General features: G+C 75.4%; 20 protein-coding genes. 6 read left to right on the top strand and 14 right to left on the bottom strand.

Features of this window, described 5'->3' with window-relative positions; genetic code table 11:
• Nucleotides 1–56: 56 nt before the first annotated feature.
• Complete coding sequence (locus GQS09_RS11685) at nt 57–701, bottom strand: TetR/AcrR family transcriptional regulator (RefSeq protein ID WP_165985963.1); 645 nt, start codon at nt 699–701, stop codon at nt 57–59.
• A 154-nt stretch (nt 702–855) separates the two neighbouring features.
• Here GQS09_RS11685 and GQS09_RS11690 point away from each other — a divergent pair, with 154 nt between their 5' ends.
• Nucleotides 856–1,818, top strand: a complete 963-nt coding sequence (locus tag GQS09_RS11690) for a zinc-binding dehydrogenase (protein ID WP_165985964.1) — start codon at nt 856–858, stop codon at nt 1,816–1,818.
• A 216-nt stretch (nt 1,819–2,034) separates the two neighbouring features.
• On the opposite strand, the gene GQS09_RS11695 is transcribed toward GQS09_RS11690, so the two are convergent.
• From GQS09_RS11695 to GQS09_RS11725, 7 genes are all read right to left on the bottom strand, one after another.
• Nucleotides 2,035–3,222 (bottom strand): glycosyltransferase family 4 protein, encoded by a 1,188-nt coding sequence (locus GQS09_RS11695; protein WP_165985965.1) that lies wholly within the window; start codon nt 3,220–3,222, stop codon nt 2,035–2,037.
• Between the two features lie 17 nt (nt 3,223–3,239).
• Nucleotides 3,240–4,007: an FkbM family methyltransferase gene (locus GQS09_RS11700; protein WP_165985966.1), complete on the bottom strand. Its 768-nt coding sequence runs from the start codon at nt 4,005–4,007 to the stop codon at nt 3,240–3,242.
• 33 nt (nt 4,008–4,040) lie between these two features.
• Nucleotides 4,041–5,534, bottom strand: a complete 1,494-nt coding sequence (locus tag GQS09_RS11705) for a hypothetical protein (protein ID WP_399552485.1) — start codon at nt 5,532–5,534, stop codon at nt 4,041–4,043.
• A gap of 233 nt (nt 5,535–5,767) precedes the next feature.
• The gene (locus tag GQS09_RS11710) at nt 5,768–5,911 is read right to left on the bottom strand and encodes a hypothetical protein (protein WP_165985967.1); all 144 of its coding nucleotides are present in this window, start codon (nt 5,909–5,911) and stop codon (nt 5,768–5,770) included.
• A complete protein-coding gene (locus tag GQS09_RS11715) occupies nt 5,908–7,104 on the bottom strand; it encodes a hypothetical protein (RefSeq protein WP_313896098.1) in 1,197 nt (398 codons plus the stop codon). The genes GQS09_RS11710 and GQS09_RS11715 overlap by 4 nt, the downstream gene beginning before the upstream one ends.
• Nucleotides 7,105–7,223: 119 nt before the next feature.
• Complete coding sequence (locus tag GQS09_RS11720; protein ID WP_207957709.1) at nt 7,224–9,140, bottom strand: lipopolysaccharide biosynthesis protein; 1,917 nt, start codon at nt 9,138–9,140, stop codon at nt 7,224–7,226.
• Entirely contained in the window at nt 9,137–10,420 is a 1,284-nt protein-coding gene (locus GQS09_RS11725; RefSeq protein ID WP_313896099.1) for a glycosyltransferase family 4 protein, read from the bottom strand. Before GQS09_RS11725 ends, GQS09_RS11720 begins: the two co-directional genes overlap by 4 nt.
• A gap of 294 nt (nt 10,421–10,714) precedes the next feature.
• On the opposite strand from GQS09_RS11725, the gene GQS09_RS11730 reads away from it, so the two are divergent.
• Nucleotides 10,715–11,182, top strand: a complete 468-nt coding sequence (locus GQS09_RS11730) for an adenylyltransferase/cytidyltransferase family protein (RefSeq protein WP_165985969.1) — start codon at nt 10,715–10,717, stop codon at nt 11,180–11,182.
• A gap of 70 nt (nt 11,183–11,252) precedes the next feature.
• Here the strand turns inward: GQS09_RS11730 and GQS09_RS11735 are convergent, their stop codons facing one another.
• Entirely contained in the window at nt 11,253–12,071 is an 819-nt protein-coding gene (locus GQS09_RS11735; protein ID WP_165985970.1) for a CDP-alcohol phosphatidyltransferase family protein, read from the bottom strand.
• Between the two features lie 161 nt (nt 12,072–12,232).
• Here GQS09_RS11735 and GQS09_RS11740 point away from each other — a divergent pair, with 161 nt between their 5' ends.
• Nucleotides 12,233–13,246 carry a hypothetical protein gene (locus GQS09_RS11740; RefSeq protein WP_165985971.1) on the top strand — a complete coding sequence of 338 codons (1,014 nt, stop codon included), beginning with the start codon at nt 12,233–12,235 and terminating at the stop codon, nt 13,244–13,246.
• Between the two features lie 24 nt (nt 13,247–13,270).
• Here the strand turns inward: GQS09_RS11740 and GQS09_RS11745 are convergent, their stop codons facing one another.
• Complete coding sequence (locus GQS09_RS11745; protein WP_165985972.1) at nt 13,271–13,792, bottom strand: GNAT family N-acetyltransferase; 522 nt, start codon at nt 13,790–13,792, stop codon at nt 13,271–13,273.
• A 270-nt stretch (nt 13,793–14,062) separates the two neighbouring features.
• The gene (locus GQS09_RS11750) at nt 14,063–14,824 is read right to left on the bottom strand and encodes a hypothetical protein (protein WP_165985973.1); all 762 of its coding nucleotides are present in this window, start codon (nt 14,822–14,824) and stop codon (nt 14,063–14,065) included.
• 178 nt (nt 14,825–15,002) lie between these two features.
• On the opposite strand from GQS09_RS11750, the gene GQS09_RS11755 reads away from it, so the two are divergent.
• The 3 genes from GQS09_RS11755 (at nt 15,003) to GQS09_RS11765 (ending at nt 16,333) form a co-directional block, all read left to right on the top strand.
• Nucleotides 15,003–15,212, top strand: coding sequence for a hypothetical protein (locus tag GQS09_RS11755; protein ID WP_165985974.1), 210 nt, complete (start codon nt 15,003–15,005; stop codon nt 15,210–15,212).
• A 34-nt stretch (nt 15,213–15,246) separates the two neighbouring features.
• Entirely contained in the window at nt 15,247–15,924 is a 678-nt protein-coding gene (locus GQS09_RS11760) for an endonuclease (protein ID WP_313896100.1), read from the top strand.
• Nucleotides 15,925–15,994: 70 nt separating this feature from the next.
• The gene (locus GQS09_RS11765; protein ID WP_165985975.1) at nt 15,995–16,333 is read left to right on the top strand and encodes a DUF3140 domain-containing protein; all 339 of its coding nucleotides are present in this window, start codon (nt 15,995–15,997) and stop codon (nt 16,331–16,333) included.
• Between the two features lie 34 nt (nt 16,334–16,367).
• On the opposite strand, the gene GQS09_RS11770 is transcribed toward GQS09_RS11765, so the two are convergent.
• The 3 genes from GQS09_RS11770 to GQS09_RS11780 all read right to left on the bottom strand — a co-directional run.
• A complete protein-coding gene (locus tag GQS09_RS11770; RefSeq protein ID WP_399552487.1) occupies nt 16,368–17,630 on the bottom strand; it encodes an MBL fold metallo-hydrolase in 1,263 nt (420 codons plus the stop codon).
• Nucleotides 17,631–17,808: 178 nt separating this feature from the next.
• Nucleotides 17,809–18,522 (bottom strand): bifunctional DNA primase/polymerase, encoded by a 714-nt coding sequence (locus GQS09_RS11775; RefSeq protein WP_165985976.1) that lies wholly within the window; start codon nt 18,520–18,522, stop codon nt 17,809–17,811.
• Between the two features lie 323 nt (nt 18,523–18,845).
• On the bottom strand, nt 18,846–19,524 hold a 679-nt coding region (locus GQS09_RS11780; protein WP_243761321.1), incomplete at its 5' end, for a small ribosomal subunit Rsm22 family protein.

Genomic DNA, 19,524 nt, shown 5'->3' on the forward strand with positions numbered 1-19,524 from the left:
TGGGGGCGGCGGACACCGTCCGCCGCCCCCACGGCACCGACCCCCCGGTGGCGGGTTCACGGCGTGCCGGGCGCGCGCGCGAACCGCAGGCGGGGAGCCGGCGGCAGGGGCGCGGGCGTTCCCGTCCCAGGAGCGGCGCGGAACGCCTCGGTCACGTAGGCGGCGAAGCGGCGGGAGGCCGCGAGCCGGGCGGCACGCGGCGCGTCCTGGACGCCCCGGTGGGCCATGAGCATCAGGATCAGGTCGTCGACGACGAAGCCGGGGCGCAGCCAGCCGGTCTCCTGGGCGCGGCGGGCCAATTCGGCGACCCCGCGCAGCATCCGCTCCCGGTCGGCGGCGAAGTCCGTGGCCTCGGGGAGGGCCGCCAGGAAAGCGTCGGCGAACCCCCGGCTGCGGGCGTGCAGTTCGCAGACTCGCTCGACCAGGTTGCGGAAGCCGCGCCAGGGGTCCGCGTCCGCAAGGGCGTCGCGGACGATGGCGTGGCAGGCCCGCCGCTGCACGGCGAACGTCTCCGCGATCAGGGCGCGTTTGGTGGGGAAGTGCCGGTACAGCGTGGCGGGGCCGACGCCCGCGTGCCGGGCGACCTCCCGCATGGGCGCGCTCAGGCCCTCCTCGCCGAACACCGCACAGGCGGCGTCCAGGATACGGGCCCGGTTCTCGCGGGCGTCGGAGCGCGCGGTGTGAGGCAACTGTCCGGTCATCACCTCTCACTTTAGCCAAACGGACGGGTGCGTCCGTTACGGTCCGATGGCGGTGGGGGGCGCCCTGCCGGTGATGCCCAGCCCGTCCCAGGGCGGCCGTCACAGGTGCGCCCCGCCCGTCCGCCGCGCCGGTCCGCCGCACCGAGGAGCCGAGATGAAAGCCGTTGTGATCAGGACGTTCGGAGACCCCGGCGGCCTGGAGGTGGTCGACCTGCCCGTGCCCGATCCCGCGCCCGGACAGGTGCGGATCGCCACGGAGGCCATCGGGGTGGGCGGCGTGGACGCCGTGATCCGCCGGGGAACGCTCGCCGCCCACGGATTCCGGGCGGGCCATCTCCTCGGCAGCGAGGTCGCGGGAAGCGTCACCGCGGTGGGGCAGGGTGTGGACGCCTCGTGGACGGGGCGGCGGGTGTGGGCGTTCACCGGCCTGTCCGGTGGTTACGCCGAGCAGGCCGTCGCCGCGGTCGGGGACGTCCTTGCCCTGCCCGACGGCCTGACCGGCGCCGACGCGGTGACTCTCGGCGGCTCCGGCGTGGTCGCCCACTTCGCCCTGGACCGCGCCCGTTTCGCGCCCGGCGAGACGGTGCTCGTGCGCGGTGCGGCGGGCAGCATCGGGATCACGGCGGTCCAGCTCGCCGCCAGGGGCGGCGCGGGCGCGGTGGCCGTCACCACCTCATCGGCACAGCGCGGCGCCCGCCTGCGGGACCTGGGCGCCACCCATGTCCTGGACCGCTCCGGCGAGGGCGGCCCGGACGCACCCTCCGGCTTCGATGTGGTGATCGATGTCGTGGGGGGTCCCCGGCTTCCCCTTTTCCTGGACAGGCTGAACTCCAACGGACGGTTCGTGGCAGCCGGCGTGGCCGGCGGGCAGCCGCCGGCGGACTTCGGCATGCGGCTGATGGACGCCTTCCGCAGGTCGCTGACGTTCGCCACCTTCAGCCTCGACACCGTGCCCGGCCCCGAGCGGCAGGCCGTGCGGTCCTCCCAGTTCGCCGATGCCGCACACGGGGACCTGCGCACGGTCGTGCACCAGACGCTGCCGCTGGACCAGGCAGCGCTGGCCCACCACGAGATGGACGCGGGCACGGTCTTCGGCAGGATCGTGCTGGTCCCCTGAGCCGGGCTCGCGGCCCCGCCCGGGGCCGCCCCCTCGGGACGCGGCCATCACAGTCCCGGCACACCGGGACACCCGGGCCGTTCACACGGCACGGTGTGCGCCGTGAACCGCACCCGTACCGCCGTGGCGGTCGCCGCCGCCCTGCGCATACCTGACGCTCAAGGACCTGCACAGCAACGCCCCCGCACGTCAGGCGAACGCCCCGGCCTCACCCCGTCAAGTCCGGTAGCCGGGCCCCGGGCCGCCGTTCCGCCCGGCCAGGATGCCGGTGTAGAGGGTGCGGAGACGGTCGACGACGGTGTCGAGGGTGAACCGGTCCCGGATCAGCCGCCAGGCGGCCTCCGAAGCCCGGCGGTGCTCCTCCGGTTCCAGCAGTTCCAGAACGGCGCGGCCCAGGCGCTCACCGTTGGCAGCCGGGTCGTCCTCCTCCCCGTTGGGCACGGCCCGGCCGGCGCCCGCCTCGACCACGTCGGCGGAGACCCCGCCGGAGCGGGTCAGGACCGCGGGCAGACCCACCGACAGGGCTTCCAGGGCGGACATGGCGAACGGCTCGTAGACCGAGGGCAGGACGTAGACGTCGCTGCGCCGCATCCGCTCCAGCACGTCCGCGTGGTCCAGCGCCCCCAGGTACTCCAGGGCGTCCGCCACGCCCAGCCGGGCGGCCTGGGCCAGCAGGCCCGGGGCCATGCCGTCCGGGTCGGCGCCGGCCATGACGAAGCGGGCCCGGGGGTGCTCCTTCAGCACGGTGGGCATGGCGGCCACGAAGTCCGCCGGGCGCTTGCGCGGATCGAGCCGGGCCGCGAACAGCACGGTGGGCGGGTCGCCGGCCCGGGGCGGCCTGGCCTGCTGCGCGGGCACGCCGTTGACCAGCCGGTGGGCGGGGGCCAGGGAGTCCGGCCCGGTCACCGCGGCCACGCCGTCGCGCTCCGCCTCGGTGAGATAGAGCAGGGCGTCGGCCCGGCGCAGCACCCGCTTGACGCCGAGCGCGTCGGCGATGCGGGCGGCCGGCACCCGGGTGGGGTCGATCATGCCGTGGGTCTGCAGGACCACCGGGCGGCGGGCGGCCAGGGCACGCAGCGCCACCGGGAAGGTGACCAGGTCCCGGGCGAGGTGGAGGTGCAGGATGTCGGCGGACCGGACGTAGGAGCCGGCCCGGGCCAGCAGCGCGGGCGAGGTGACGCCGCTGAAGCCGAAGCCGGGGATCAGCCGCCGGGCCCGGAACACCTTGGCCGGCACGCCGTCCACCTCCTCCGGCAGCGGGCCGTCGAAGCCCTCGCCGATGGTCAGCAGGCTCGCCCGGTCGCCGCGGGCGCGCAGGCCCCGGCAGAGATTGACCGCCACCCGGGTCGGCCCGCCGAACACGTTGTCCGGCGAGTGGTGGGTGACCACATGCAGCACACGCACCCCGCTCCCCCTCCCTCTCAGCTCTCGCCGGTGTTCCCGGCAGCGGTTCCGGCAGCGGTTCCGGCGGCGCGGAACAGCACCAGATCGCTCTGCAGCATCTGGCCGGTGCCCGGGTCGACATAGCCGGGGACGACGGCCATCAGGGTCAGTCCGAGGTCCTCCTGGGCCACCCGCAGCGTCTCCGGCAGCAGCATCGACCCCTCGTAGAGCGGGACGAAGGAGGTCTCGATCTGGAGCCCGTGGCACTCCTTGGCGCGGGCGCCCGCGCCGCGCAGCACCTGCGCCTCGTAGCCCTGCACGTCGATCTTGAGGAAGACCCGGTCGCCGGTTCCCACCGCGTCGTCCCACACCTCGTCCAGGCGGCGCAGCGCGACCGTCTCGGTGCCGATGTAACGCGCGTGCGGGGCGGCGTCGGCGTGCCGGTCCAGCATGGGCAGCACCGAGCTGCTGGCCCCGCGGTTGCCGGAGACGTTGATGGTGATCTCGCCGGACTCCTCGCCCAGGGCGCAGGCCGTCATGGTCCACCGCGGGTCGGCGTCCGCCCGGCGGCGCAGCGCGCGGCCGGGCCCGGAGAGCGGTTCGAAGGAGACGATCCGGCCCCGGTAGCCGTGCCGGCGCAGCATCGCGCCGTACTCGCCCTCGTTGGCACCCACGTCCAGCACCACGGTGATGCCGTGGGCGTCGAGAAGCTGCACAAGCTGCGGACCGGACCAGCCGGAGGGGTACCGGGTGATGTCGATGCCCAGCCGGCGTACGGCGTTGCGTACCCGATGCACCACGGTCATCGCGCGACTCCTTGTCTTGGGATACGGGCCGGCTCAGTCGAGCTGCCGGGCGTTGCGGAAGGTGGTGATCAGCGCCAGGCAGAGCACGGCGATGAAGATGCGGCCGGTGGCCTGGAGCAGCGGTCCGCGCAGCAGGATGAAGCCGTAGCCGGCCACCAGCGGGACGACGACCGCGAAGACGTTGCCGGGCGAGGGGTCGTCCAGGGTGCGGCGCACATATCTGCGGTCGGCGCGGGCCGCCGCGTAGCCGACCGCCACGAAGCCGGCCGTCATGCCCAGCGGGCCGAAGTCGAGCCAGAGTTCGGCCCACAGCGGTGAGGAGAGGTTGGTGTTGTTGGTGCCCATCCACTCGCCGACCATGACGCCGGTGTCGATGGGCTTGTCCTCCCACAGCGCGCGCGGCACGAAGAACAGCGCGTTGCCCATCATCTGGCGGCCGAAGCTGTGGCCGTGGCCGTCGTCCGCGTAGGTGATGTGGTTGGCGAACATGCCGACCTGGTCGTAGTCCTTGTCCGCCAGCGGCTCCAGGAAGGAGTCGTTGCCCACCTTGTTGACCGGGTCGTCGGCGTAGCGGAACTTGTCCGCGAACGGGAAGACCAGCAGCGCGACGATCACCCCCAGGCCCAGCGCGGTCCGGTACATCACCGGGCTGCGCGGGAACACCGTGAACAGCAGCGAGAACAGCACCGTCAGGAACCAGTACCGCGGGTTCGAGACCGGGTTGTTGACGATGACGTTGACCGCCAGCACCAGCACCCAGACCAGCGGCACCAGCGGGCGGCGCCGGGCGCGGCGGGAGGTGACCAGCCAGCGGGTCAGCAGCAGCAGCGACAGCAGGACGGGCACGGTGCCGAAGCCGCGCAGCAGGGCGTTGCCGGCCTCGCCGCTCTCCTGGTCGGCCTGTCCGGCGGTGGCCTCGTCCAGGCTCTCGCTGATCTCCTGACGGCTGGAGAAGAACACCTCCGGGCCGCCGAGTTGCAGGATGAACACCGCGCTGCCCAGCAGCGAGAAGACCACCAGCAGCCACAGCCGGCGGCGATGCACCCGGGCCGGGGGGCGGGCACGGGTGCGCAGCGCGGGCCGGTGACGGGCCAGCAGCACACCCACGTCGAAGGCGACCAGTCCCACCAGCACCAGCGCGGTGGCCAGGATGGTGTCGCCGCGCGGGCCGAGCACGGGGGTCGGTTCCCGGCCGAGCACGCTCTGCGCCAGCGGCGCGATGCCCATGGCGATGTAGCAGAACAGCCAGAACGACCCCTGCACCAGGCGGCGCCGGCCGGAGAGCACCATGGCGCACAGCCGGGCGCCGGAGTAGGCGGCCACCGCGAACTGGAGCAGGAAGGCGGTGTCGCGGTCGCCGTCGCCGGGCTGGGCGGCCACCACCAGCGGCAGGGCGGCCACCAGTCCGAGGATCAGCGGTACGGCCGTGGCCCGGGACAGCTTGGCCCGCCCGGGGCCGCCCGGCACCCCGTGGACGCCGGGCCGGGGGGACCGGATGCGCGGTCGCCCGTCCACCTCCAGCGCCACCGACTCACCACCCCCTGCGACTGCTGCGGCACCGCGCCGGGCTCTCCCCTGCCCGTTGCCCGCCGTTCACCGGCCAGACCCGGGAGTCTAGTCGCCCCGCCACACGGCAGAGGGCAATCCCGCCAACATTCCTGCACGGTTCCGCCCGGTTTCGGGCACACCCCGGCGCCCGGCGGCCGGCGCGTCCCGGTGCGGGTGCGGAACGGGCCCCGGGGCGCGGGGGCGTCGGCGGGTCAGACACGGGCGTCGAACCGGTCGCCGGGGCCGCGGGGGGCCGGGGTGTCGCGGCCCTCGCAGGACTCGGCGAGCAGCAGCAGGCCGAGGAGGGCGCCGACGACCAGCACGATCAGGGCCCAGGAGCGGGGGCTGGGGTTCATGAGCCGCGCTCCCTCTCCGGGCCGCCGCGCAGCACGCGGCGGACGCGCAGCCAGACGGCGGCGGCCTTGGCCGCCGAGCCGATGCACAGGCCCCAGGCGGCGCCCAGCACCCCGCCGAGGGCGTAGCCGCCGAAGAGCAGGCAGATGGAGATCAGGGAGAAGACCAGCTGGAGCGGCAGGGTGGTTCTGGGCGCCAGCACGCGCAGCGTGACCATGCCGCAGACCCCGGCCGCCATGGCCGCGTACTGGCTGCCGGTGGCGGGCAGCAGGCCGGCGGCGGCGCTCCAGGTGTCGCCGAGGAGCTGGCGGCCCGCGGTGTCCGGCAGCAGGGCCAGGGTGGTGGCCCAGGCGGCGGCCAGCAGCGCCAGCAGGCCGGCCGCGGCGGCGGTGGCCCGCGCCTGGGCGCGGCCCGGGCGGAGCCGGCCGAGCAGCGGCGGGCCGAATCCGTTGGCGGCGTTGAACAGCACGTTCATGGGACCGAACAGGGTACTGGCGCCGCGCAGCGCGCCCACGGCCAGGGGATTGGCGAGGCTGCCCAGGGCGATCACGGCGAGCTGGGTGCCGGCGTTGCCGACGCCGAACTCCACCACGAAGCGGCGGCCGAGGTGGTCGCGGGACAGCAGTGAACGCGGCGGGCCCTGGCCGGCGCCGCGGGTGACCCGCAGCAGCAGCACGGCCGACAGCAGCAGGGCGGGCAGCGCGGACAGTCCCCAGGCCAGCACCAGGCGGGCGGGGCCGCTGCCGTAGGGCTGGAGGGCGAGCGCGGGGACGGCACCGGCCAGGCGCAGCAGGTCGGCGGCGAGGGCGAGATGCGGGCGGCCGAGCACGGAGAAGGCGTAGCGCAGGCCGTCCTGGGTGAGCACGACCGGCAGAACCAGTCCGAGGGCGGTCAGGCCGGCGGCGATGCCGCCGCCGACGGGGACGGTCGCCGCGGCGAGCGCGGCGCCGAGCGCCGCCGAGGCGAGGAGGGTGAACAGGGCGGAGGTGCGGGAGTGCCGCCGCGCGTCGGGGCCGCGGCGCAGCACCAGCGCCTGGCCGACGTAGGCGGTGGCCGCGCCGAGCAGCACGGCGAAGACCATGTAGACGACGGCGAAGTCGGCGAAGTCCCGGGCGGTGGCCTGCCGGGCGGCGAAGACGACGACGGCGATGTTGGTGAGCGCCGCCACCCCCTGGTCCGCGACCGAGGCTCCCACCGCCCACACCGCTCTGCCGCGTCCCCCGCCGCCCGCCGGGGCTGCCGGGGCGGTTCCGGGGGTGCCGGCCGGGAGCGGCGGGCCGGGGTTCTCGGGGGCAGGCGGGCCGGGTGTGCCGGTCACTGGCGGTTGGCGCGTTCTTCGAGTTCGTCCGGGTCGACGATGCGCAGGCCCAGGGTCTCGGAGCCGACGTCCCGGTAGGCCGCGGAGACGCGTTCCGGGGAGCCGGGCTCGGTGCGGGCCGCACCGCTCTTGGCGGCCTTCACCGGCTTGGCCGCGGACACGGCCTCGCGGGCGGGCAGCGTCGTGGCGGCGGCGTCCTCGGCCGGGGCGGCCGCCGTTCCCTCCCCGGCCCGCGGCTCGGCGCCGGGCCGCTCGCCGCGGCCGGTGTCCTGGTCGCTGCCGGTGCCCCAGGAGTGCAGCACCGCGCCCAGCAGCACCCCGCCCGCGCCGACCACCAGTTCCCGCACCCGGGCCAGGTCGTCGCGCCGCACCTCGCGCGGGTCGCAGACCACCAGGACCCCGTCCACCCGGTCCACCAGCGCTATGGCATCGGCGTAGGAGAGGACCGCCGGGGCGAGGACCACGACCACCGACCCCTTGGCGTCGGCGTGTTCGATCAGCCGGCTGGCGGCCGGGGAGGTGAGCGCGCGCGGCACGTTCCGCACCCGCAGCCCGGGCACCAGGTCGAACACGCCCGACTCGCCCGCGTCGATGGGCACCCGCAGCCCGGTCGGCCACACCCCGTCGCCGCGTCCGGGCGCGCTGGCCCAGCCGGGCCGCACGCCGTCCGCGTGCCGAAGCTGGTCGGTCAGGCTGGGGGTGCGCAGGTCCGCCTCGATCAGCAGCGCGTCCTTGCCCATTTCGGCGAAGGCGGCGCTCAGGTTGACCGAGGTGACCAGCGGCGTCTCGATGGAGCCGCGCGGCGCGATGACCAGCAGCCGCCGCCGGGTGGCGAAGGTCTCGTCGTAGGCGAGGCGGAAGGCGACGGAGCGGATCTCCTCGGCCAGCCGCCCCTCGGCCAGCAGCTGGCCCGGGGCCGGGCGGGCGCCGCGCGGCAGCACGCCCAGCACCGGGGCGCGCAGTGCCCGGGCCACGTCGCCGGCCGAGCGGACCCGGGGGTCGAAGACCAGCCGGATCCAGGCGGCCAGCAGACCGGCGCCGACCCCGAGCACGCCGCCCAGCCCCAGCAGCATCACCAGTCCCGGCCCGGCCGGGCTGTCGGGCGGGGTGGCGCGGGTGATGATCCGCCCGCCGCTGGTGTCCAGCGAACGCAGTGCGGTGATCTGGTTGTTGATCTCGCCGATCTGGGTGGACAGCCGGGACTGTGCGGCCACCGCCTCGTCGTAGGCGCGGCTGCCGTCCGGGGCGTCGTTGATCTCCTCGTCGAGCGCGTCACGCTGTTCCAGCAGCGGGTCGCGCTGGTTCTTGAAGCGTTCGACCATGGCTTCCACCTGGCCGTCGGCTATCTCCTGCCGGTTGCCCAGATAGGCGGCGATGAACGCGTTGGCCCGCTCCGCGGCCAGCCGGGGGTCGCCCGCGGTGTAGGCGAAGCGCAGCACCTCGGTGTTGGGCGGGTTGGTGACCTGCAGATCGGCCTTGAGCCAGTCGGCGTCGTCCTCTTCCAGGCCGAGCAGGGAGACGGCCCGGTCGGCCACGGTGTCGCTGACCGCGGTGCGCCGCTCCGAGCCCATGGCCACCCGGTCCAGGGTGGTGACGTTGTCGAACGGGTCACGGGCCGGGGCCCGCACCACCACCTCGCCGGTGGCCACGTAGGTGGCCTCGGCGGTCAGGCCCAGATAGCCGCCGCCGGCCAGGCCCAGCAGCACGCCCAGGGTGATCAGCAGCCGGTAGCGCAGCAGCTGCCGGAACTGCTCGCGCAGCAGGTCGGGTTCGTCGAAGGCGTGGGAGCCGCCGTGCGCCGTGCCGGAGGCGGGGGCGGCCGGGCCGGCGCCGAAGTGGCCGCGCGTGAGGTCCGCCCGCGCGATCTCGCGGGTGTCCGCCCGGAGATCGTCCCGGGATCCGCCATAGCTCATCCGCCGCTCCCCTTCCGCGCCTTGCCACCTCCGTCGTGGAGGCCCAGCGCCTCGTCCAGCAGCGCGGAGATCCGGCCGAGACCGGCCTGCTGTCCGAGGTGGGAGCGAGCGTAGTCGAAACCCCGGGTGCCTATCGCATCGCCCGCCCCGGGATCGGCGGCGAGCTCGCGGGCGGCGGCGGCGAGCGCGGCCGGGTCCTCGGGCGGGACCACCCAGCCGGCGTCCGAGCGGCGTATCTCCTCGGCGGTGCCGCCGCTTTCGGCGACCGAGGCGATCACCGGCCGGCCCGCGGTGAAGTACGACGTCAGCTTGGAGGGCACGCTCATGTCGAGCACGCTGGCCCGCTGGGTGACGACCAGGGCGTCGGCGGCGGCGAGCACGTCGGGGAAGTCGGCGGCGTCGGCGGGCGGGCGGAACTCCACATTGGGCAGGCCCTCGGCGCGGCGCCGGAGCAGCTCGCGCTGGTTTCCGTCGCCCATCAGCACCACGTGCAGCTCCGGGGCGAGCCGGGCGGTGTCGATCAGGACCTCCAGGCCCTGTTTCAGGCCCATGTTCCCGGCGTGCAGCAGCACGGTGGTGCCCGGCTTCCAGCCGAGCCGGGCGCGGGTCCCGGCCCGGCCGGCGGCGGGGCGGGCCACATGGGCCCAGTTGGGCACCAGGCGTATCCGGTCGTCCGGCACGCCGAGCGAGCGGACCCGCTCCCGGAAGGTCTCGTGGATGATGCCGACCAGGGCGGCCCGGCGCAGCACCCGGCGTTCCACGGCGGCGGCGGCCGCGGCGGCCCGGCCGCCGCCGTCGATGCCGCTCTGCGCGGCGGCGGCGCCCATCAGGTCCTGCACCACGGGGACGAACGGCACCCGGTGGCGGCGGGCGATCCGGGAGGCGAGCAGGCCGCCGGCCAGGCTGGGCATCTGGGCCAGCACGGCGTGCGGGGCGCCGCCCATGCGGGGCGGGGCGAGCGTGCCGTGGGTGAAGATGGAGAGTTCGTACAGGGCGCGGCGGGCGGCGGTCTGACGGCCGGGCACGGTGTGCCGGCGGCGGTGCACGCGGACTCCGGACCGCAGGTCGACGGTCCGCCACAGGCCCCGGTAGCCGGGGTCCACGCGCCAGGCGGGGTAGTGCGGCATTCCGGCCAGCACGTGCACCTCGGCGCCGCGTTCCGCGGCCCAGTGCTCGGCGACCTGGGTGGCGTAGGGGCCGATGCCGGCCTGCTCGGGAGCGTAGTTGGTAGACACGAGCAGCAGGCGTTCCACGCCCTCACCGCGATGGTCCTCGCGCACCGTTGTTCTCCAATCCCCCCGGCCGCCTCCCCAGACAGCGGGTAAATTTCAGCCTAACCGGAGGGCGCAACGGAGTGTCAGCGTTTCGGTCAGGAAAAGCGTTCCTCCGGTGACGGACCGCAGTTGGCGCTATGGTCTTGGCAGAGTCGAGGAGGGTCCTGTGGGGGAGACACGGACGCCTCCGGCACCCGCCCGGCAGCACGTCGCACCGAGCCGCACCACGCCGCACCACACGGCACGCCGTTCGCCGGCCCGTCACACACACCACGACACGACTGGGGGGACACCGCCACCATGCCGCCGCACCTCGTGGGTTACGCGCCCGGGGTCTACGACCTCTTCCACATCGGGCACCTCAACATCCTGCGGCACGCCCGCAGTCAGTGCGACTACCTGGTCGCCGGGGTGGTCTCCGACGACATGGCGCAGCGCGCCAAGGGCCGTCCGCCGGTGATCCCGCTGGTGGAGCGGCTGGAGATCGTGCGCAGCATCAGGTACGTGGACGCCGCCATCGCCGAGATGGTGCCGGACAAGACGCAGATGTGGCACCAGCTGCGGTTCCACCGCCTGTTCAAGGGCGACGACTGGCGCGGCACGCCCAAGGGCACGGCGCTGGAGGAGCAGATGGGGAAGCTGGGCGTGGAGGTGGTCTACTTCCCGTACACGGTGCACACCTCCAGCACCCAGCTGCGCGGCGTGCTGGACACCCTCTCCCGTCCCGCCGCGGGCTCCCGCGCGCACCACGCCGCCGAGCCGTCCTGAGCCGGTCCGCCCTCCTGGACCGGCCCGCCGTCCCCCGGGGCCGGTCCCCTGTCCGGGGCCGGCCAGGGGCTCAGGGTGCGGGCGCGGGCGGGACGGAGAGTTCGCGGTACCACTTGGCCAGGAAGGCCAGGCAGAACAGGACATGCACCGCGCACAGCGCCGCGTAGCCGGTGCGGAACGCGGTCTCGTTCCCGAGCAGCAGGAAGACCGCGCAGGTCACACCGTAGTCCACCGGCAGCAGGGCCACCGCCCGCACCCGGGAGGGCCGCACCGGCTGCTGCCCGGCCGCGCCGGCCGCCGGCCGGGGCTTGAGCTTCTCGGTCAGCAGCCCGCCGCAGAAGGTCACCACCGCGGCCAGCTGGAACGCCAGCGGCACCAGCAGCCAGCCCTCGCCGGGCAGGTCGAAGAACCGGTAGAAGGAGATCAGCACGGCGGCGTGCAGCAGCGTCATCTTGCCGCAGTCCACCACATGGTCCAGCCATTCGCCGGAGACGCTGGAGGCGCGGCGCAGCCGGGCCAGCTGGCCGTCCGCCGAGTCCAGCGCGAAGCCCAGCACCAGGGCCGCCCAGACCGCCGGGGCCAGCGCCCAGGAGGGACGGACCAGCGCCACCGCCGCGATGCCGCCGTAGGTGCACAGCGCGCTGAGCACCGTGACCTGGTGGGGCGTCAGTCCGGCCCGGCAGGCGGCGGCGGCCAGCACCCGGCCCAGCCTGCGGTTGACGTAACGGGTGTAGTAGGAGACGCCCTTCGGGGTCTTCTGCGCGGCGCTGAGCTCCGCCAGCGCGGCCCGGAAGGTCCGCGGCGCCGGCCCCGGTGTCCGCCCCGCACCGTCTGCGCCGTGCGGCCGTGCGCCGGATTCCGTCTCCCGGTGTGTCTCCGTGTCCGCCATCCGTAACAGCCCTCCCTGACGTCCGCCGGTGTCCCCGCGGTGCGCGGCATCATCCCATGCGGAAGCCCGACGGGGACACGGATACGATGCCCTGGCACCGCGGCACACATCTGGCGCACACGTTCCCTGTGCGCGCACGCGAACGACGGGGAGGGTCCACCATGCTGGTGAGGGCACGTTCCGGAGCGGCGTCCATCGCGCTGGCGGTCGCCCTGGCGCTGCCCCTGTCCGCGTCGCTGGCCGGATGCGTGACGGTGCACGGCGAGCGGGCCGAGGTGCCCGCGCTGACCGAGACCGAGGCGGAAGCCGTCCTGGAGCACTACGCCGAGGTCAGCAACGAGGCCAACCGGGTCTATGACGAGGAGCTCAACCGGACCGTCGACACCGGCGCGCTGGGCCAGATCAACCGGGCGGGCCACCGGGCCCGGCACGAGGTCCACCCGGAGGGCAACCCCGACTACCGTCCGCTGGCCTTCGAGGACACCCGCTTCCACATCCCGCGGCTGGCCGGCTGGCCCAAGTTCTTCGTCGCCGACACGCTCAGCGGACGCGGCGACGGCAACCGCTGGCTGCTGGTCTTCACCCGCGGCTCGCTGGAGGAGGACTGGAAGGCGTCCTATCTGACCCTGATGCCGGAGTCGTCGCTGCCCGAGTTCGAGGAGGACGAGGACGGCTACGCGGTGGCGGTGCGCACCGCGGGCGGCCCCGCCCCGGACCCGGCCGCCGGGGCGGCCGAGGGCCTGGCCGTGGACCCGGCCGGCATCAGCGCCGCCTACGCCGGCTACCTGCGCACCGGCGAGGGCCCGTTCGCGGACGGCGCCTACACCTCGGAGGAGCTGGCGCGGCGGGAGGGCGAGAGCACCGATCCGGCGTTCTTCGTGCAGTACGAGGACCTGGCGCCGGAGGACCCGGCGCTGGCCACGGTCGGGCTGCGCACCACGGACGGCGGCGCGCTGCTGTTCCTGACCATGCACCACCACGAGCAGAAGACCTGGGCGGAGGGCGAGACCCCGGTGGTGGACGAGTACGTCGAGGCGCTGATGGAGGGTCAGGCCCGGCAGACGGTCACCATCGAACGGATGGCGATTCTCGCCGCCCGGGTCCCGGCCGAGGGCAGGGGCGAGGCCGAGCTCCTCTCCCGCATCTCCGGAGCCCTCACCGCCACCGGCGCGTGACCCCCCGCCCGCCACGGGTTCCGCTCAACGGGCGGGACCGTGCGGGCCGTCTGCCCGGCCGTCCTGCCGCGGTGCCTTGCGGTGCTCCAGGATGTGGCCGGTGGCGGCGAACTTCTCGTTGCCCGCCAGGCGGCCGGTCTTGGTCTCCACCAGGGTGAAGCCTTCCCGCAGGTACAGGTCCAGCGCGCGCTGGTTGCCGGCCAGCACCGTGGTCTCCACCCGGGGGCCGCCGTGGGCGAGGGCGTGCCGCAGCAGCGCCGTGCCGATGCCCCGGCCGTACCGGGCGGGATCGACGTAGAGCCAGGTGACCTCGTCCTCGTCCAGCGCCACGAAACCCGCGACCGCGGGGTCCTCGGCGACCCACACCCGGCCGTCGAACAGGCCCTCACCCTGGTAGGTGTCCGCCAGGGAGAGGAACGCCTCGGTGCCGACCGACTCCCGCAGTTCGTCCAGCCGGGCGGCGTCGTGAATCCGCTCGATCGCCTCCCAGTCGCGCTGCTCGTACGGCCGTATCCGGCAGGCTGTCGTCGCCCGGTCAGGTGTCATCCCAGCACTGTGCAGTCCGGCGGGGCGCCGCGCAACGGAATATCGGCGGCCGCCCGCCCCGGCGCGGAACGGCCGGTCCGCCGCGCTCCGTCGCCCGGACGCGGGCGGGGCGGCGCTGCCCGTCGCCCGCCGCCGTTCCCCCGCTGCCGCCGGCCCGCTTCTCCCCCCGGCCTGCCTGCCACCGCCCGGGCCTGCCCGCCACCGCCCGGGCGTGCCGGCGGCCGGACGGCGGGCCGCACCCGGGCCGTCACCGGAAGCGGTGCGCGGGGCTCAGTACGAGACGGCACCGCAGTGGCGGCAGTGGACCCAGCCGCGGCTGTCGCGCCAGGTGTCGGAGAGGCCGCAGGAGGGGCAGGTCGGGTTGCGGCCCAGCACCGGCACGTGCAGCGGCGCCGGTGCCGCGGACGGCACCGTCCACCGCATGCACACATCGCCGCGCAGCGGCCCGTACTCCGGCACATAGCGCGGCACGTCCCCGGGCCGGGCCTCGGCCGGGCCCCAGACCGCGGAGACCCGGCCGGCCGGATCGGGGTAGCAGTGCGGCACCGGCCACTGCGCGCGCGGCCGGAAGATCACCCGCGCGTCCCAGGGCCCGCCGAAGAACACCAGCGGGCGGTGGGTCCACAGATGGCGCAGGGTGCGGCCGTTCACCGAGTGCACGAGCCAGTCCTCGACCGCCGCCCGTCCCTCGTCCACGGCCTGCCCCTCGTCCCCCGCGCGCAGCCGCCCGCCGCCCGCCGGTCCCGGCCACGCCCCCAGCCCGGCGGCCCGGGCCACCGCGGCCAGCAGCTCCCGGGCGGTGTAGACCTGGCCGTCGTACTGCCAGACCAGATAGCCCTCCCGCCAGTGCCCGCCCTCGGCCGCGGACAGCCAGCGGGCCCGCGCCCGGTGGTCCAGGTCCCGCGCGCACCAGGGGCCGACGCGTGCGGCGTGCCGGTCGCGCCAGACGACGGTCAGCAGCGTGCCCGGCGGCAGTGTGCCGGCCGCGAGCAGCTCACGCGCACACTCACCCGGCTCGGTCTCCACGGCCATCAATGCGCCCCTCCGTCCCCGCCGTCCACGCCGCCATCTGTGCCGTGGGTCACATTAGAACCACGGCACCGTTTTGGACGACACCTGTTATGTAACGCTCCGGGATCACCGTGTGCTCCCGCACCCCCGGTTTCGTGCTTCCGGGCGGGGGAACCCGGGGTCAGGAGAGGTGATCTTGATGCCCGAGCCCGGCAGCAAGCGCTACGACATCCGGCGCGCCCACAAACGCAAGGAAGCCGAGGACAGCGGTGTGCCCGACCAGTACGCCAACGAGGCGGCCAAGGAAGACCTGGCCGAGGAGGAGGGCTGGCGCGCCCGCGGTCCGCGCACCGAGCGCGGACGCGGCCCCAAGGGGGACCGCGCCGAGCAGCGTCCGGAGACCGACTGACCCAGCCCCGAGCAGCGAAGGCCGGTGAGGAGCAGTGAGCGCGGCACGCCGTCCCGCCGACGAGCGCACCCGCACCACCACACGGGTGCTGCTGGACCGCTGCGGCAGGACATACGCCGACGAGGCCGGAATCCGGCTGCGGGACACCCCGCAGCCGCTCTACCAGCTGCTGGTGCTGTCCACCCTGCTGTCCGCCCGGATCCGCGCGGACGCGGCGGTGGCCGCGGCCCGCGAACTGTTCCGGGCCGGCCTGCGGAGCCCGGAGAAGATGGCCGGCTCCGACTGGCAGGAGCGGGTCGACGCGCTCGGCCGCGGCGGCTACCGGCGCTATGACGAATCCACCGCCACCATGCTCGGCAAGGGCGCCGCACTGGTGCGGGAGCGCTGGGGCGGCGACCTGCGGCGGCTGCGCGAGGGCGCGCAGAGCCGCGAGGAGGTGGAGCGGCGGCTCCAGGAGGTGCCCGGGGTGGGACCGGCCGGGGCCGCGATCTTCCTCCGCGAGGCCCAGGGCGTCTGGCCCGGCTTCGCGCCCTACGCGGACAAGAAGGTGCAGGACGGGGCCCGGCGGATCGGCCTGCCCACCGCACCGGAGAAGCTCTCCGGCCTGGTGGGCGAGGACGAGCTGCCCCGGCTGACCGCGGGGCTGGTGCGCGTGGCGCTGGACAAGCGCACCGCCGAGGAGGTCCGCAGGACCGCCACCGCCGCGGCCTGACCCGGGCCGGGGCGGCGAGCGGGACGGCCCGCCCGTGTGCCCCCTTCCCCGAGAACCATGAGGAGCGACGATGCCCGACACCGCCAGCCCGGAAGTCCAGCACCTCTGGGACGAGTTTCACCAGCTCGTCAACATGACCTCGGCCGAGCTGCGCGCCTGGCTGCGCACCAGCAGCGCGGACGAGGACACCGAGGCACTGCCCGAGCAGTCCGGCAGTGAGCAGGGCCGCCGGGTGCTGTCCATTCTGCAGAAGCGCCGGGTCGATCTGACCGACGCCGATGTGACGGTGATGTCCCAGGTCATCGACACCATCCGCACGGAGCTGGAGGCCGGTCCGAGCGAGGTCGTGCCGGAGCGCGAGTGGCGCCACCGGCTGATGCTGCTCGGACACGACCCGATGCGCCCCTGAGTGACGGCGGCGGTCCCGCCGGCGGTCCCGGCGTTCAGCGCTCCGCCGGGGACGGCTCACGGGGCTCACGGTGCTCACGGTGCTCACAGGGCTCACGGTGCTGCGCCTCCCCGGTCGCCCCGCCGGGCCCCGCGCCGCTCCGGGTCTGTGTCCCGGCGGAGCCGGACGCGGCCGGGCGCCGGCGCGGCGGCCGGGCGTGCGGGCGCCACCAGCGTTCCGCGGGCAGCTCCCCCGACGGCTCGAACGGCTCCCCCGGCCGCGGCAGCGCCACCGGCACCGAGGAGGCCGCGGCGGCGTCCGCGGTGCGCTCGGCCGGCTCGTCCCACGGGTGCAGGGCCAGGTTGAAGGTGCCCCAGTGGATCGGCAGCAGCACCCCGCCGTGCAGGTCGCGGTGCGCCCGCAGCCCCTCCTCCGGGGTCATGTGGATGTCCGGCCAGTAGTCGCTGTAGGCGCCGATCTGCATCATCGTCGCGTCGAACGGCCCGTACCGCGCGCCGATGGCGGCGAAGCCGGGGAAGTAGCCGGTGTCCCCGCTGTGGAAGATCCGGTTGTCCGGCCCGGTCACCGCCCAGGAGGCCCACAGGGTGAGCGAACGCCGGATCAGGCTGCGCCCGCAGAAGTGCCGGCTGGGGGTGGCGGTCAGGGTCAGCTCCCCGACCCGCACCGACTCGTGCCAGTCCAGCTCGTGGATGCGGGATTCCGGGACGCCCCAGTGCTCCAGGTGCGCGCCCACGCCCAGCGGCACGGCGAAGACCGCCTCGCTGTCCGCCAGCGCCCGGATGGCCGGCAGGTCCAGGTGGTCGTAGTGGTCGTGGGAGATCACCACCGCGTCCAGCGGGCCGAGCGCCTCCAGCGGCAGCGGCACCGGGTGGACGCGGCGCGGTCCGGCGAAGCCGAACGGCGAGCACCGCTCCCCCCACACCGGGTCGAACAGCACCCGGTGGCCGTCGATCTCCGCCAGCACGGTGGCGTGGCCCAGCCAGGTCAGCCGCAGACCGCCGGCGGGCGGGTCCCCGGGAAGCGCAGCGGTGTGCGTCGGGGGCACGGAGGCCGGGTAGCGGCGCTTGCGGCCGGGGCCGAACAGCAGCTCGCGGAAGAGGGCGAAGCCGGAGCCGCCGGGTCCGATGACGGTGGGCACGTCGTTGCGGAAGGCTCCGTCCCGGAACTGCGGGGAACGGCGGATGCGGTCCATGCGCCCGCCCTCCGGCAGGGCGCCGAAGGCGGCCGGGCGCAGCGCACGGGCGACGGTACGGACCAGGGAGCGTGACGGGGGGCGGGTGGAGCCGTGGGAACTCAAGGGACCTCCCGGTCTGGGGCGGTTGCTGCTGCTCCGCTTCTGCTCTACCGGACGCCGTACCTCCGCTCCGGGTTGACCGCACGGGGCGGGGGCCGGGCCGGGCGGGGCGGAAGGGCCGGCGGCGCGGCCCGCGGGCGAGGGCCCTCACGCGGTGTGCCGCGCGGGGCGCGGGCCGGTGTCAGCCGGGCCAGGCGCCGGCTTCCTCGTTGACGGTCTCGTCGTCCCCGGCGTGTGCGGCGCAGGCGTCGGTCAGCGCCTCCAGCAGGGTCAGCGGCTCGGGCAGCGGCCACTCGGGGCCGCGCAGCCAGCGCACCCCGCCGTCCGCCGGGACGGCGGAGGGGGGGACCAGCACGTAGCTCGCGCGGCAGTGCCAGCGCAGGCCCGGGTGCTCGTCCATGGTCTCCGGGTGGCAGTCCAGCTCGCAGGGCCACCACTCGTCGTCGTCGTCGGCGGGGTTGCGGGTCTTGGTGAAGAACAGCATCCGGTCGGGGTCGGCGACCGCGACCGGGCCGATCTCGGCGCCCTGCGCGGCGAGCCGCTCCAGCGCGGCGGTGCCCGCCTCGAGCGGGACGTCCAGCACGTCGTGGACATGGCCGGTGGGAGTGACGAAATTGGCCTCGGGATCGGCCCGCAGCCAGCGCAGCACCTGGTCCGGGTCGGTGGTGGCCTGGCTCTGCCAGGCGAAGGAGAGGGGATGGCGGCCGGGCGTGGGACAGCCGATGCGATTGCAGGAACAGCCGTAGTCCTGCGGGTGTGCGGCCGGGGCCAGCGGGAAGCCCTCCCGGGCGGTGGCGAGCAGCAGGTCCTCGCGGGCCTTGGCGGCGGCGTCTGCGCGGGCCGCGCTCCGGGACTTCCGGCGCATCCAGCGGGGGAATCTGCTCTCGCGTTCCATGGGCTCGTCTACCGCCTCACTTCGTCCGAGGGGCTCCTGGCCGGGTGGCCATTATTCCGCCCATCCTGCCCTGCGACGGGGAGGAATGCGTAATCGGCCCCGGCCCCGCCGGGGCCGGGCCGGCCGCGCCGCCTTCGCTTCCGTCCCCCTGGTCCACTGCGGTCCCGGGGGCCCGCGGCTCCCCTTTCCGCGCCGCAGGTGTCACCCCCAACATCCGTGCGGACCGCGGAATTCCCCGCGGCGGGTTCCCGGCGCCCTCGGACCCGCCCGGAGGCCCGCCGGGCGGCCCGCCGGGCGGCCCGCCCGGAGGCCCGCGGGAAGGCTCACCGGGGGTCTGCCCAGGGGTCCCCCCAGGCGGCGTCGCGGGCCGCGCGGTAGCGCTCGGGATCGCGCCGGGTCACGGTGGCGCTGCGCAGCCCCTCCCCGGCCGTGCACAGCTCCAGCAGCACCTGCCCCTTGCGCTGCCGCGGGCGGCGCACGATCCGCCCGCCGGCGGGGCCGTCCCCCGCCCGGTCCGCGGCCAGGCCCGGCCCCACGGCGGCCACATAGCTGAACTTCTCGTCCTCCCAGGCCAGCTCGGCGCCCTTGATCCGGCGGTGCAGGGCGGAGCGGGCGGTGCGGGCGGCGAAGTGGCACCAGTCGCCGCCGGTGCCCAGCGGGCAGCGCGCGCTGTGCGGGCACGGGGCCAGCACGGTCATGCCCTCCGCCGTCATCCGGTCCCGGGCGGCGAGTATCCGCCGGAAGCCGTCCGGTGTGCCCGGCTCGACCAGCACCACGGCCCCGTCCGCACCGGCGGCCCGTACCGCCCGGGTCACCAGCGCCTCCCGGGTCTCCTCCGCGAGTTCGCCCAGCACGTAGGAGACGGTGACCAGCCCGCCCTCCGGCAGCCCGGCCCAGCCGTCGCCCCGGCCACCGGCCCGCTCGCCGGCCCCCTCACCGGCCCCCTCACCGGGACGGTCGCCGGGACGGTCGCCGGCCGCTGCCCCGGCCCTCGCCGCGGTC

Origin of the sequence: Streptomyces sp. YIM 98790 (assembly GCF_011421595.1) — a bacterium.
GTDB lineage: Bacteria > Actinomycetota > Actinomycetes > Streptomycetales > Streptomycetaceae > Streptomyces.